This window comes from Actinoplanes sp. KI2 (assembly GCF_025630775.1).
GTDB lineage: Bacteria > Actinomycetota > Actinomycetes > Mycobacteriales > Micromonosporaceae > Actinoplanes.
The window spans coordinates 36529-50559 of sequence record NZ_JAOSZE010000045.1 but is presented as its reverse complement, the minus strand read 5'-3'; the positions used below and the strand labels follow the sequence as shown (position 1 = coordinate 50559).

Here is a 14031-nt window from a genome sequence, read left to right as displayed (position 1 = left end):
TTCCTCTATACGTAGATAGACTTTTCGGTACCGCTTTCGACTCCAGCCGTGCGGCGGCGCCGGCGCGCGGCAGGGAAGCCCCAGCGACGGGCCTCGGTTCGTCGCGCGAGGAGGGGTGGACGAAGAGTGCGGATGAGGCGTGACGTCGCGCTGGCCGGCTGCTGCGCGGCGACCTTCGCGATCGGGCTGACCTGCCTGCTCGGCTACCTGTTCGGCGTACGGCGGATGGTCTCCCTTCTGCTCGCGCCGCCGTTCATCTCGCCGATCGCGGCCGGGTCGCTGTGCCTGCTGGCGTGCGGGACCGCCACGGCCGGATTCCTCCCCCGCCGGTGGCTGCGGCGGGCCGGCCAGGCCGGGCTGGGAATCGTCCTCGTGGTGCACCTCTGGGTGCTGGGCGAATACCTGACCGGTCGCGAGCTCGGCATCGATCAGCTGATCTTCGGTGGCCGCCTCGACGACTGGGCAGCGGTGCCGTATCCGGGGCGACCGTCACCGCATTCCGCTGCGGCATTCGCGTTGCTGGCGCTGGCCCTGCTGACGGTCGATGTCCGGGCCCACGACCACCTTCTCTTCAGAATCCTCGCCCCGCTGTCGGTGATCATGGCGCTGGCGACCGTCCTCGGAGCGCTCCACGGGGTGCCCTACCTGCGCGGCAACACCACGGTCGCCGGCATGAGCCGGCCGAGCATGCTCGGCTACGCCCTGCTCGCCACCGCGCTGGTGCTGGTCCGATGTCATCGCCGTCCGGTCAATCTCTTCTTCAGCACCGGAATCGGCGGCCGGATGACACGCCAGATCGTGCCCTCCGCGGTCGTCGTCCTGCTGGCGGTCGCCGTGATTCTCGTGCTGACCCGACGCGGGGCCGACTCACTGCAGGGTCTCGAGGTGATGCTGGCCATCGGAGCGCTGCTGGCCGTCATGTACGGGGCGCTGCTGAGCACGGCACTGCTGCTGGAGGACATCGGCAACCGGCAGGACGCCCTGAACGAGCGGCTCACCCGGGAACGCGACCTCAACCACGCGATTTTCGGTGCTCTGCTGGACGGAGTCGTCGCCTGCGAGCCGGACGGGACCATCGTCGCGGTCAACGAACGGTTCTGCGAGTTGACCGGGCTCTCGACCGAGACGGTCCTCGGTCAACGGCCGCCGTACTCCTGGTGGACGCCGGAACGGCGGTTCGCACCGGAACGCCTGCCCCAGGACAGGCTCGCGGCGAACATCCGCGTTCAGGAGGAGACGCAGGTGCTGCGGCCCGACGGAACGCGGATCGCGGTGGAGCGCTCGGTCTCCGCGGCCTTCACGATCGACCAGGACGTCTCCCTGTACGTGGTGACCTACCGGGACCTGACCGAACGCAACGAGGCCAGAGCAGAACGCCGGATCATGGCCGAACGGCTGGACCATTTCTTCGACATGTCCACCGATCTGCTGTGCATCGCGGGCACCGACGGCTACTTCAAGCTGCTCAACCCGGCTTGGGAGCGCGTCCTCGGCCACCCCGTGCACGAACTGATGGCACGCCCCTACCTGGATTTCGTCCACCCCGACGACCGGCCCAGCACGGCCCAGGAGGCCAAGACGGTCGAGATCGACGAGCGGAGCTCGCACTCCTTCGAGAACCGGTACCGCCACGCCGACGGCAGCTATCGATGGCTGAGCTGGAACTCCACCGTCGCGCCCGGAGAGCACCTCATCTACGCCGCCGCCCGGGACGTCACCGACGAGCGGGCCGAACGCGCCGCCCGGACCCAGCTGGCGGCGATCATCGAGTCCACCGACGACGCCGTGATCACCAAGACCCTGGACGGCGTCATCACCAGCTGGAACGCCGCCGCCGAGCGAATCTACGGCTATAGCGCCGAGGAGGCGGTCGGCCGGCCGGTGTCCCTGATATACGCGCCCGACCAGCTCCACGACGTCGAGGCCGGCATGGTCGAGATCGCGCAGGGACGACCGGTCAAGGACCATCAGCGAGTCGGCCGCCGCAAGGACGGCACACCGGTACACCTGTCGTTGACCATTTCTCCGCTCCGGGACGCCGACGGCACCGTGGTCGGCGCGTCCTCGATCGCGCGCGACATCAGCGACCGCATCAAGGAGCAGCAGGCGCTGGCCGCCGCGCGGGACCAGGCGCTGGCCGCGGACCGAGCCAAGAGCGAGTTCGTCGCCACGGTGAGCCATGAGATCCGCACGCCGCTCAACGGCATCATCGGCCTCAACACCCTCATGGGTAAGACCGACCTGCGGCCCAATCAACGTCGATACGCCGACGGCATCGGGACCTCCGCCCGGGCGTTGCTCTCGATCATCAACGACATCCTGGACTTCTCGAAGGTCGAGGCGGGCAAGACGACCATCAAGCCCGTCGACTTCGATCTCGCCCAGGTGATCGCGGACGCCACCCGGGTGGCCGCCGACATCGCGCGCGGCAAGGACCTCGAGGTCAGTGGCTACTACGCGCCCGATCTGCGCCGCGGCCGTCATGGCGACGCCGATCGGATTCGCCAGGTGCTGATAAACCTGCTCGGCAACGCGGTGAAATTCACCGACGCGGGCGCCGTCCGCTTGGCGGTAGCCGAAACCGGCGAAGGCGATCTGTGCCAGTTCAGCGTCACCGACACGGGCATCGGGATCGAGCCGGACAGACTGGCCGCGCTGTTCGAGCCGTTCGTGCAGGCCGAACAGGGCAGCAACCGCACCCACGGTGGCACCGGGCTCGGCCTGACGATCAGCCGGCGCCTGGTCGAGCTCATGGGCGGCGAGCTGACGGTGATCAGCGAGCCGGGCCGTGGAAGCACCTTCGGCTTCACCCTGGACCTGCCGCCGAGCCGGCCCGGCGTCGGCCCTCGCCGCTCGGCGAACGTCAACGTCATCGGCCGGCGGCTGCTTCTCGCCGACCACGTCGAATCCTCCCGCGCGCTCCTCGCGGACCATGCACGCCACTGGGGCATGATCGTCACGGAGGCGAGCGGTGAGCGGTCCCCGCTCGGCGTCGCGAGTCTCTCCGAATTGCTCGAGGGCGTCGATGTAGTGGTCGCCGATCCGGCCGCGTGGCAGCTGGCAGGGCAGGATTTCGCCGCGTTGCTCCGCACTTTCGTACGCGGGGGCCGCGCCTGCGTGATCGTTCTGTCGAACGACCCCGCGCAGAGCAACCAGCTCGCCGGCGAACGCGGCGTGGCCGACGTCCTGCAACGGCCCGTCGATCCGTCCACCCTCTTCGACTGCCTCGTCGAGGTGCTGGAACCACGCGGCGACGAGGAGCCGGCCGACTACGGGCCACCGGGCGACGAGGTCACCCGTCCCGGCCACGGACGGATTCTCGTGGTGGAGGACAACCCCATCAACCAGATGGTCGCCGAGCACCTGCTCGTTTCGCTGGGCTACGTCGTGGACATCGCCGAGGATGGGGAGGAAGCCGTGCGCATGGTGGGCGCGAACAGCTACAGCGCCGTGTTGATGGACTGTCAGATGCCCAAGGTGGACGGCTACGAAGCCACCCGGCAGATACGCGGAGACGAGTCGCCCGGACAGCACCTGGCGATCATCGCGATGACCGCCGGGGCGATGAGCAACGAGTTGCAGCGCTGCCTGGACGCCGGCATGGACGAGTGCCTGACCAAACCGATCATGCCGGACAAGCTGGCCGAAACGCTCGAGCGCTGGGCGGTCCAGCCCGGGGTGGCGTGACCGGGGCGGATCTCGATACGGCCCGGACGGTCAGGCCTTGACCAGGCCGAGGTAGGCCAGCTTCTGCTGGATGACCTCGGGCGTGAACGGCTTGAGGACGTACTCGTGGGCACCGGCGGCCAGCGCCCGCACCATCTGGCTGTGCTCACTCTCGGTGGTCACCATCATCATGCACATGTCCCGCAGCGGAGGGATCTTGCGCACGCTACGGATCAGCTGCAGGCCGTCCATGACCGGCATGTTCCAGTCCACCAGCGCGACGTCGGGCACCTTGGGGATCTCATTGAGCAGGTCCAAGGCTTCCTGACCGTTGCCGGCCTCGTACACCGCGAATCCCAGCCCGGTCACGATCCGGCGGAGGATGTTCCGCATCGTGCTCGAGTCGTCAACCACCAGGGCCAGCATGTGCCCGCCTTTCCAAGACCGGAGGTAACAAACTCCCATCGGCGTGTACCGCAATCATCTGAGCTAAACCCTCAGTGTGTTCGGAAGCGGGACACGGTCTCGAGCACCGTCCGCGCCGCCCGGCTGATCTCGGTCGACGAGTCGAGCGCGTCCGTTGCCGCGCCGGTGGTATCGGTGGCGGACCGGGCCACATCGTGGATCTCGCCGGCGATGACGGACGAGCCGTTCGCGACCTCGTCGACGCTGCGGGACATCTCCGTTGCCGTCGCCGTCTGCTCATCGACCGCCGACGAGATGGTCGTCTGAAAATCGTTGATCTGGTGGATGATGTCCGTGACCATGCGGATCGCCTCGACCGCACCCGCCGTCTCCGCCTGGATCGCGGCAACCCGGGACGTGATGTCCTCGGTCGCCCGGGCGGTCTCCTGCGACAGCTCCTTCACCTCGGACGCGACCACCGCAAAGCCCTTGCCGGCAGACCCGGCCCGGGCCGCCTCGATCGTCGCGTTCAACGCGAGCAGGTTCGTCTGCCCGGCGATCGCCGTGATCGTCTTGACCACCTCGGCGATCTCCACCGACGACTCGCCCAGCTTCGCGATCTGCCGGCCGGCGTTCGTCGCCTCCGCGACCGCACGGGCCGCGACATCGGCGGCCGCGGCCGCGTTCGTGGAGATCTCCCGGATCGACGCGCCCATCTCGGAGGCCCCTGCCGCGATCGTCCGCACATTGGCCGCCACCTCGTCGACGGCTCCGGTCGCGGAACTGGTCCGCTGCTCGGTCAGCTGCGCCGCCCCGCCGATCCGCGACGCGATCAACGTCAGCCGCTCGGCCGCCTCGGAGAACGTCCCGGCATCACCGCGGACCGTCCGCACCGACTCGGCAAGGCTGTCGATCGCCCGGTCCAACGACCTGGCCATCGTTCCGATCTCGTCCCGGCTGGTGACCCCGGTCCGCTCCGTCAGGTCGCCCTGGTCGAGCGCCTCGATCACCCGGCCGACGGCGCGGATCGGCCGCAGCACCGAACGAACGAGAGGGATGGTGAACCCGACGATGACCGCGACGCCGAGCAGGCCGATGACCAGCGACACCATCCGCCCGCGTGACTCCGTCGCGGTCTTCTCCGCGACGGCCTTGGTGACCGCCTGCGACACCGCGGCGGTCGCAGAGACGATCAGGCCGTCGGCGGCCGAGTTGCGTTCGTAGACCTCTCCGAGGCGTAGCCGCACGGCGTCCGGGTTCTTGGCCGCGTCGGCGGCGAACTGCGTGACGAACTTGGAGAAGTCGTCGACTGCCGAGGCCACCGGCGCGAACTTCGCACCGAACGTGCCGGACAGGTGCAGATCGCTGATCGTCTTGACGGCATCGGCGGAGGCCTGCACATCACCGGCGACGTTGTTGGTCATGTCCTGCCCGAGAGCGGCCCGGTACGCATCGACCCGCAGTTCACTTTCGCGGGTGTTGAGGTGATGCAGCGCCGACTCGGCCCGCTCCATCTTCTCGACTGCGGTGCTGGCCTCGGACACCTGTGTCCCGGTCCGGATGCCGTTCGCGAACACTGCCGCGGTCGTCACGATCCCGATAGCGGCGATCATCACGAGCCTTATGGTCAGGCTCAGGTTCGTCAGAGAAGGCATAGCCGTTCCCCTCCGCCGCATCCGTTGCGGCTTTCAGCGCCAAGGACGAGAGCTCCAGGACCGTTCAACCAACGCGTACATCTACTGACGATCGCGGTGCCGAACGCGGTGCCCGACGGTTGCAGTTTCGGTGCAGTCGCCCAGGTCACATGAAGACGCCGTCCGAGTGAGCTCACTCGGACGGCGTTCCCGCGGGAAATGTTCAGCAAGGCTCTCGTCGTGTTCGCCGGAACGACGGACGCCCGGCGGCTCGCTGTCCTCGATGCGGCGGCCGGGAAGATCCCGCACTCGATCTCCGGACGGCCGATGGCGCCATCCGAGAACGCCGGCCACCCAAGGTCTCGCTGACGTGCTGCGCGCCGTGCCGATGCAGAGTGCGGGCCGCGTCGTCACGCCACTTCCCTGCTGCGGCGACGGTTGGGCTGCTGAACAACCCGTCGAGCGACCAGGCGCCCGCGCCGAGGACGGCGATGGTGAGAAACGACCAGCAGTACAGCACCGCGAGCTCACCGCCGTTGTTCAACGGCCACAGCGATCGCGGCTGGTGCACCGTGAAGTACGCATAGGCCATCGCGCCGGAACAGACGAGGGCGGCCCAGCGGGTGAACAGACCCAGGAGTACGAGACTGCCGCCGGCGAACTCGATGGCGGCGGCCCACCAGCCGGGCCAGGCGGGGAATCGTACGGTGGCGCCGGTGCCGCGTACGCCACCGAGCACACCGAACAGGGATGCCGCACCGTGGCAGGCGAACAACAGGCCGACGACGACACGGAACGCAGACAGTACGGGGCCGGACAACCGCGATGACAGCATGGCAAACCTTCCTGAAACCAGGACCTTCCGCCGGCTGCGGCCGTCACGGGTCACCTCCGAGGCGACCGGAGGACCTCCGGCCCAGCGTAGCGGCAGAAAGGCGGCTGACCTGCCGGAACGGGCAGCAGCGGGCGGCGGCCATGCGGCTGGTCGCCGCCGGCCTGTCCCGCCCCGCGGCGGGCGCTCCTCTCGGTCAGATGTAGTTGAACAGCGGCGGGAAGACGAGGACCACGATCCAGGCCCACGCGGCGTACACCGGCAGGTAGCCGGTCTGCCAGCGTTCGAGGGCCGCGAACGGCGCGCGCCGGCGGAGGAAGGCCAGCAGGAGCCACGCCGACCAGGCCAGGTTGATCAGCAGGATGACGTTCTCGCCCAGTGCGGCGGTGCGGTTGGGCGTACTGCCGTACTCGTCGGTGATCCGCCCGGTGATCTCCAGCAGGACCAGCACGTCGATGGCCAGCGCGCTGACCACGAGCGCGAGCTGGAGCTTGTCGAACAGGCCCGGTGCGGCCAGCGGATCGCGGGCCGAGAGTGAATAGAGCAGCAGTCCCAGGACCACGACCAGCAGGAGGTTGAACAGGATCAGCGTCTCGCGGTCGACGTCGATGCCGTGACTGGTCCAGAAGACGGCGACCAGGAAGGCGACGAGGGCGGCGGTGAACAGCGGCGTGAACAGGCGAGTGAGGACCGGTGCGATGTTCTCGACGACGCTCTGCTTGGCCTCGACCAGCCAGCCGGCCACGACGACCGCGGCCGCGGCGCCGCAGGGCAGCAGCCAGAAGGAGACGAACTCCTCCGGGAAGATCCCGATGGCCTGGAAGGTGTTGTAGAGGAACGCGGAGAGTACCCCGCCGCCGAGGGCCATCAGGACGTAGTAGATGAACCACTCGCCGGTGAAGCGGATGAAGTCCATGCGGCGGCGGGAGGAGCGCCACTCGGCGGCCACATAGGCCAGACCGGTCACGAGCCACAGCGCGATGGGGAGATGGATGCTGGTGACGACGACGGACTGCGAGTCGTCGGCCAGGGGGTAGGCGTTGGCAGCCACCGCGCCGAGAGCGAAAAAGGCCGCCAGAATCGCGATCGTCGAGCGCCGCGCCTGCCGGCGCCAGGCCAGGAAGCCCGCCAGCCAGGGCAACACGAACAGGGCGAAGTTCCGTGCGTAGAAGGGACCGTCGTCCGCCAGGCTCAGCCCGAACAGGGCCGGCAGCTTGACCGACACCACCGCGCCGGCCGCGCAGACGACCATGGCCCGCAGATCCCGCCGGGCCCGCGTGTCGGCGGCCGGGCTGCCGGTGTCACCGGTCAGCACCAGCTGCTTCCAGAGCCGTTCCGAATGCTCCCGGGCGAACTCGCGGGAGAGCTCGTCGAGGCTGCCCATCCGTTTGACCGCGACCAGGAACGCCTCGTCGGGGCGCAGGCCGCCGTCGACGAGCTCGTCGACGGAGCCGCGGAGGTGGTCCTCGAGCTCGTCGGCGTCGACGGGTTGCAGCTCGCGGCGGCGCAGCACGTACTGACGCCACTGGTCGAACTGTGCCTCCAGCTCCGCCTGCCCGTCCGGTGCCGTCATGCGAGGCCCTCCAGCGGGTTCAGCGTCAGCGGCGCCCGGTCGTGCCAGAGCTCCTTGAGCGCGTCGACCACGGTGTCCCACTGGCGGCGCTGCTCGGCCAGCTCGGCCAGGCCCTTGCCGGTGATGCGGTAGTACTTGCGCTTCCGCTCGCCGGTGACCGACTGCCAGCTCGACTCCACATGGCCGAGGCGCTCGAGCCGGTGCAACAACGGGTACAGCAGCCCCTCGGTCCAGTCCAGCTCGCCGCCGGACAGCTCGTTGATCCGCCGGAGGATGGCGTACCCGTAGCTCTCGCTCTCGGCCAGGATGCCGAGCACCATCGGTGTCGCCGACGCGGCCACCAGATCCTTGGCGACCTTCACCCACCTCACCCCGCTCATACCCTAGAAGTTCGATGCATAGTACTGCTAGGTATAACTCCCCACAACAGGAGCGGGGTGGTCAGCAGCAGCAGGCCGGCGATCGCGATCGCGGTGCGCGGGCTGGTGACGGCGGCCAGCAGGCCCCAGAGGGCGGTCAGGGCGGCGATGGTGGCATTGCTGGTGACCGACCACGCGGAGAGCGTGCGGGCGACCCGGTCCGTCGGGGTCTGATCGAGCCGGTAGGTGGCGAACACCGGGTTGAACACGCCCATGCAGGCAACCAGGCCGAACTGGACGGCGATGACGAGCGCCAGACCGGCGGCACCGGGGCCGACGAAGGCGAGCCCGAGCGGCCAGCAGGCGCGTAGTGCCCCGGTGGTGAGCAGGATCCGGCGCTGTCCGAAGCTCGTGACGAGCGGCTGAGCCAGTCGTGCGCCGATCAGCCCGCCGATGCATGGCGCGCCGAAGGCCAGGCCGTACTGCCAGGGCGCGAAGTCGAGCCGGTCGAGCATGAGGACGGCCAGCACCGGTGCGGTCGCCATGATCAGGCCATTGACGAGGACCGTGTTGAAGAACAGCGGGCGCAGCGCCGGGTGGGTCAGGATGTAGCGCCACCCATCGAGCAGGTCGCCGACTCGTAACCGCGGGCCGCCGGTTCGGCCGGGGCGCGGCTCGGTTCCGCCGATCGCGCGAATCCCCAACGCCGAGAGCAGGTAGCTGATCGCGTCGATCGCCACGGTCGTCACCGGCCCGAACAGCCCGAGCGCGGCATTGCCGAGCGGCGGTCCGACCACGGTGGCGCTCCAGGTCGTGGCCTCGAACCGGCCGTTCGCGACAAGGAGGTCCGCCGGCGGTACGAGGGCCTTGAGGTAGGCGCCGCCGGCAGCCTTGAAGGTGATGTCGGCCGCGGCGGCGACAACCGATACGACAACGAGCTGGGCGAAGGTCAGCCGGTCGAGCGCGAAGGCGGCGGGAACGCTCATCAACGCGGCGAACCGGATCAGGTCCATCGCCACCATCACCGGCCGTTTCCGGCGAAACTCCACCCACGGGCCGAGCGGCACCGCGACGACCGCCCCGACCGCCAACCCCGCAGCCGACAGCAGCGACACCTCGAGCGGACCGGCCTCCAGCACCCGGATCGCGATCAGGGGAAACGCGCCGAAGCCGAGCCAGGTGCCGAAGGTGCTGATCGCGTACGCCGTCCACAGCCACCGGAACTCCCGCCCCACCGCACCCCCTCGCACAACCCTCAGTTGCCCGCCGAGATCCAAGCAGGGGACGCTGCTGCATTTCAAACAACCGGCACGCCGGAACCGCACAACTCTTGGTTGTGAGAGTAGGTTGTCGGCGTGGACTTCGACGCCGTGCGGACCTTCGTCGCCGTCGCGCAGGCGGGCCAGTTCCAGGAGACCGCCACCGAGCTGTCGATCACCCAGCAGGCCGTCTCCAAGCGCATCGCCGCCCTGGAGCGCAACCTCGGCGTACGGCTGTTCACGCGGACGCCGCGCGGCGCCGAGCTCACCATCGACGGGCAGGCGTTCCTGCCCCATGCCCGCGAGTTGCTGCGCGCCGCCGAGCGCGCGGCGGCGTCCGTACGCCCCGGCAGTCGCCCGCTGCGCGTCGACGTGATCGCCTCACGCCTCGCGACGTCCGGCCTGATCCGCGACTTCCACCGGGTGCACCCGGCGATCGAGCTGGACGTGATGAGGCTGTTCGACATCGAGTCGGCCGTCGCGGCCATCCGATCCGGCGCGATCGACGCATCTTTCCGCGCCGTCGCCATGCCCGGCCGGCCCCTGCCCGAGGACATCGAGACCGTCCGGGTGCTCGACGAGCCGCTTCACCTGCTCACCGGCCCGGCCCACCGGCTGGCGTCGGCCCGGTCGGTGACCGTCACCGAGCTCGCCGGCCACCGGATCTGGATGCCCGGCATCGTCGCCGGTACCGAATGGGCGGCCTACTACGAAGCCCTGGTCGCCGAGTTCGGTCTCGCCATCGAGGCCACCGGCCCGAACCTCGGCGCCGACGCGCTCCTGGACACCGTCGCCGACACCCCGGCCCTGGCCACCTTCATCGGCGAGCAGACGCGCCTCGTGTGGCCCGCCGGCCACGGTTTGCGCCGCGTTCCGGTCACCAGCCCGACGCCGGTCTACCCGCATTCGCTCCTCTGGCACCGCGACAATCTCCACCCGGCATTGGCGACCCTCCGCGCCCACCTCGCCGCCACGACGGCCGGCCACGACAGCCCTGGAACCTGGCTTCCGAGCTGGGCGAAGTAAGAGCGACTCAGGTCGCTACCGCCGCGACGGCCGCGTGTGGCCGATGGGTGCCGTCGCCGGGCCGCTGCAGGCGCTCGACCTCCGCGAAGCCGGCCCGCGCCAGTCGCTCGCCGAACTCGTCAACCGGCCAGCGATAAGCGGTCACGACCTTGTGGTCGAAGGCAGCCACCTCGTCGCCGACGAAGATGGCGACCACCAGCGCTCCACCAGCAACCATCGCCCGCCGGAACTCAGCGAGCACGCCGTCGAGCTCGTGCGGCGGCAGATGGATCAACGAGCCCCAGGCCAGGATGCCCGCGACCGAGCGGTCGGCGACGGCCAGGTCCTCGAACGACCCGAGCCGATAGTCACCGCTCGGGTAGGTGGCCCGCGCATGGGCGATGAACTCGGAAACCATGTCGATTCCGACCGCGTCGACGCCCACCGAGCGAAGGTGATCGGTGAGGTGGCCGGGCCCACACCCCAGATCGAGTACGGTGCCGGGCCGGCCCGCCAGATGCCGTCCGATGAAGGCGAGGTCGTCGGCGTGGACCTGATGGGTGGTGCCCAGCCGCTCGATGTAGAGCTCCGCGGCGGACGCATACGCCTGCCGGACCCGCGCCAAGTTCACCACGCGACTATATGAGACCGGTGGGAGTCTCCAGATGAATCTCCGGGCTGTGTAGTTCCGCCCGAGCGACCCGGTTGAACTCGCGTTCCGCGCCTCGGCATGCCTCGATGAAGGGCTCGGGAACCTCGCCGGCCTCGTGACCGGCCCGCACCTCGGCCAGTTGTCCCACCGCAAGCATGAGGGCGGCAGCGGCCTGGAGCGTCGCCGTGCGGTGCGCGATCAGGCCGATCTCGGCTCGGTACCGGACGACCTGGACGCGCGCCTGGCCGCCGTCCGCGTGCGGTTGGCGGGAGACCGAGGACGCCGGAAGGATCCGCACGTCCGGGGCCAGCACCGTCGCCCGCCATTCGCGGCAGGCGGCGACGAAGGCAGCGTACGTCGTGCGTCGGTCCCGAATGGACATTGCGCTCTCCTGCTGCTGCCAGGAAGCACGCTGCACCCGCGCATTGAGCAGCGAGCCCAGCAGCACGCCGACCAACGCGCCGGTCACCGAGAGGAGGGCGAGAACCACCTGAGTCATGGGTTCAGGGTCACCGAGAGCGTCAACCGTTGTGACCTTCCCCGGCGACGAGCATGTGGCATTTTCGGGGGAGATAGCGCCGCTTCAGGCCTGCAAACATCGGTCCTCACAGATCTACGTCTGGGGGGCAGACAATGACATACCCCAAATGGGGTTGGGTTCTCGGCGCCGCGACCGTGTCCGCGGTGATCGCCTTCGGTATCGCCTCGTGGGAGGCGAGCGCCGCGCCTCCGCCCGGCGCGACCCCGACGGTCGCCGCCGAGCAGGCAACCGTGTCCAATCCGGATCCGGGCCCGGCGCCGTCGGCCGGGATCGGCCAGGACGCGCTGACGAGCACCGAACTGGACAAGGCCCGGGCGCTGGCGGAGACGACCGCGCTGAAGACCGGCGCGAAGGACGTGACCGGGTCGGCCGGCCCGGAATACCTCGCCGCCGACATCGCCGACGCCGACTCGGGCCGCACGGCCGAGCTGTACTACTACGACTATCACGGCAACCGGCTGGTCAAGCAGGTCGTCGACCTCGCCGGCGGCAAGCTCGTCGCCTCGTACGCGGCAGAAGGAATGCAACTGCCACCCTCCGAGCGCGAGGTGAAGACGGCGCTGGAGCTGCTGCTGGCGAATCCACTGTCGACCGAGCTGAAGGACGCGTACGCCAAGGCAACGGGCCGGCCGTTCACCGGCCAGGAACTCAGCCCCACCGCGCACATCTACCACGCCCTGCCGGCCGACACCGGCGCAGCGCAGTGCGGGAAGAACCGCTGCCTGCGGCTCATCGTCCAGACCTCGGACGGCCACATCCTCGATCTCGACAAGATCATCGTCGACCTCTCCGGGCGTACGGTCGCCCGCCTCACCTAATGGGAACGGGAATGACCTATCGCAACACCGCCGCCGGCGCGGCCGTCGTCCTGAGCGTCGCCTTGCTGGCGGTCGGGCCGGCACCGGCTGCGGCGCAGGCGGCCCCGTCCGCGTCGTGCGTCTCGTCGGCCACCGTCCGCGAGACCCTGCCGAACGGCACGACGTGGGAGATGTGCTGGCACATGGACGCCCGGGCCGGGCTGGTGCTCGACCAGGTGTCCTTCTCGGCCAAGCGGTCGGCCACGCCGACCCAGGTGCTCGAGTCGATCCGGCTGGGCCAGCTCAACGTCCCGTACGACTCCGGCGACACCGAGTTCAACGACCTGACCGACTATGGCTTCGGCGGCGACAACATGCAGACGCTGACCGGCGACGACTGCAAGGGTGGATCGGCGCGCCAGGGCTCCGACGGCGGGCCCGAGGGCACCCGGCGCACCGTCCTGTGTGTCAGCGCGGAGCCGTCCGGGCTCGCCTACCGGCTCAACGACGAGGGCGACACCCCCAAGGTCTACTCCAAGCAGGGCTCCGACCTGGTACTCCGGTCGATCAGCAAGGTCGGCTGGTACGAGTACGTCTCCGAGTACCGGTTCGGCGACGCCGGCCAGATCTCGGCCCGGCTCGGCGCCACCGGTGACCTGTCGCCGGGCGACTACGTGAAGGCCGACGACGGCTGGCCGATCGGCAAGGGCGCCAAGGACTACGCCGCGATGCATTACCACAACGCGTTCTGGCGGGTGGACCTCAACATCGCGGGCGCCGGCAAGGAGAGGGTCGAGCAGTACGACACCAAGGTCAACGGCCGCGGCTCGATGGCCGCCAAGCTGACCACGGCCAAGAAGACCATCGCCCAGGAGGGCAGCTTCAGCACCGCGAACCGCCGCTGGTGGCGGCTGGTCAGCCCGACCAGCAAGAACGCCGACGGCCACCTGCGCTCCTACCAGCTGGTGACCGGCGCCAACGACGTCTACGAGGCACACCCGGAGACGACGCCCGACGTGACCTTCACCCAGGCGCACGCCTGCGAGAAGTTCGCCACCGGCAACGCCGACCCGCAATGCCCACGGGAGAAGACAATCCTCGATTTCGCGAAGAACAAGGAGACCCTGACCGACCCGATCATGTGGGTTCGCGTCGGCTTCCACCACGTGCCTCGCGACGAGGACCAGAGCCCGATGCCGTTGCACTGGCAGGGCTTCGACCTCCTGCCCCGGGACTTCACCGCGATCAACCCGGCCGCCCCGGACGGGCGCGCCGACGTCAACGGCCAGCCGTCCTAACCCCCGTCCG

The 14031-nt window shown here is 69.3% G+C and carries 12 protein-coding genes; 4 read left to right on the top strand and 8 right to left on the bottom strand.

Going from position 1 to position 14031, the window contains the following annotated elements:
• Nucleotides 1–132: 132 nt before the first annotated feature.
• Complete coding sequence (locus ODJ79_RS37000; RefSeq protein WP_263028335.1) at nt 133–3687, top strand: PAS domain S-box protein; 3555 nt, start codon at nt 133–135, stop codon at nt 3685–3687.
• Nucleotides 3688–3717: 30 nt separating this feature from the next.
• On the opposite strand, the gene ODJ79_RS36995 is transcribed toward ODJ79_RS37000, so the two are convergent.
• The 6 genes from ODJ79_RS36995 to ODJ79_RS36970 form a co-directional block, all read right to left on the bottom strand.
• A complete protein-coding gene (locus tag ODJ79_RS36995; protein ID WP_263028334.1) occupies nt 3718–4080 on the bottom strand; it encodes a PleD family two-component system response regulator in 363 nt (120 codons plus the stop codon).
• Between the two features lie 83 nt (nt 4081–4163).
• The gene (locus tag ODJ79_RS36990) at nt 4164–5726 is read right to left on the bottom strand and encodes a methyl-accepting chemotaxis protein (RefSeq protein WP_263028333.1); all 1563 of its coding nucleotides are present in this window, start codon (nt 5724–5726) and stop codon (nt 4164–4166) included.
• 202 nt (nt 5727–5928) lie between these two features.
• Nucleotides 5929–6540, bottom strand: coding sequence for a DoxX family protein (locus ODJ79_RS47050; RefSeq protein WP_317620736.1), 612 nt, complete (start codon nt 6538–6540; stop codon nt 5929–5931).
• 193 nt (nt 6541–6733) lie between these two features.
• Nucleotides 6734–8110: a permease prefix domain 1-containing protein gene (locus tag ODJ79_RS36980; RefSeq protein WP_263028332.1), complete on the bottom strand. Its 1377-nt coding sequence runs from the start codon at nt 8108–8110 to the stop codon at nt 6734–6736.
• A complete protein-coding gene (locus tag ODJ79_RS36975; RefSeq protein ID WP_263028331.1) occupies nt 8107–8490 on the bottom strand; it encodes a PadR family transcriptional regulator in 384 nt (127 codons plus the stop codon). The genes ODJ79_RS36980 and ODJ79_RS36975 overlap by 4 nt, the downstream gene beginning before the upstream one ends.
• Nucleotides 8487–9704 carry an MFS transporter gene (locus ODJ79_RS36970; protein WP_263028330.1) on the bottom strand — a complete coding sequence of 406 codons (1218 nt, stop codon included), beginning with the start codon at nt 9702–9704 and terminating at the stop codon, nt 8487–8489. Before ODJ79_RS36970 ends, ODJ79_RS36975 begins: the two co-directional genes overlap by 4 nt.
• Before the next feature lie 120 nt (nt 9705–9824).
• Here ODJ79_RS36970 and ODJ79_RS36965 point away from each other — a divergent pair, with 120 nt between their 5' ends.
• Nucleotides 9825–10754, top strand: coding sequence for a LysR family transcriptional regulator (locus ODJ79_RS36965; RefSeq protein WP_263028329.1), 930 nt, complete (start codon nt 9825–9827; stop codon nt 10752–10754).
• Nucleotides 10755–10761: 7 nt separating this feature from the next.
• On the opposite strand, the gene ODJ79_RS36960 is transcribed toward ODJ79_RS36965, so the two are convergent.
• Together ODJ79_RS36960 and ODJ79_RS36955 are read right to left on the bottom strand one after the other, a co-directional pair.
• The gene (locus ODJ79_RS36960) at nt 10762–11364 is read right to left on the bottom strand and encodes a class I SAM-dependent methyltransferase (RefSeq protein WP_263028328.1); all 603 of its coding nucleotides are present in this window, start codon (nt 11362–11364) and stop codon (nt 10762–10764) included.
• Nucleotides 11365–11371: 7 nt separating this feature from the next.
• Entirely contained in the window at nt 11372–11884 is a 513-nt protein-coding gene (locus ODJ79_RS36955; RefSeq protein WP_263028327.1) for a hypothetical protein, read from the bottom strand.
• A gap of 134 nt (nt 11885–12018) precedes the next feature.
• On the opposite strand from ODJ79_RS36955, the gene ODJ79_RS36950 reads away from it, so the two are divergent.
• Both ODJ79_RS36950 and ODJ79_RS36945 read left to right on the top strand, forming a co-directional pair.
• On the top strand, nt 12019–12744 hold the full coding sequence (locus tag ODJ79_RS36950) for a hypothetical protein (RefSeq protein ID WP_263028326.1): 726 nt from the start codon (nt 12019–12021) through the stop codon (nt 12742–12744).
• A gap of 11 nt (nt 12745–12755) precedes the next feature.
• Entirely contained in the window at nt 12756–14021 is a 1266-nt protein-coding gene (locus ODJ79_RS36945) for a primary-amine oxidase (protein WP_263028325.1), read from the top strand.
• Nucleotides 14022–14031: the final 10 nt, after the last annotated feature.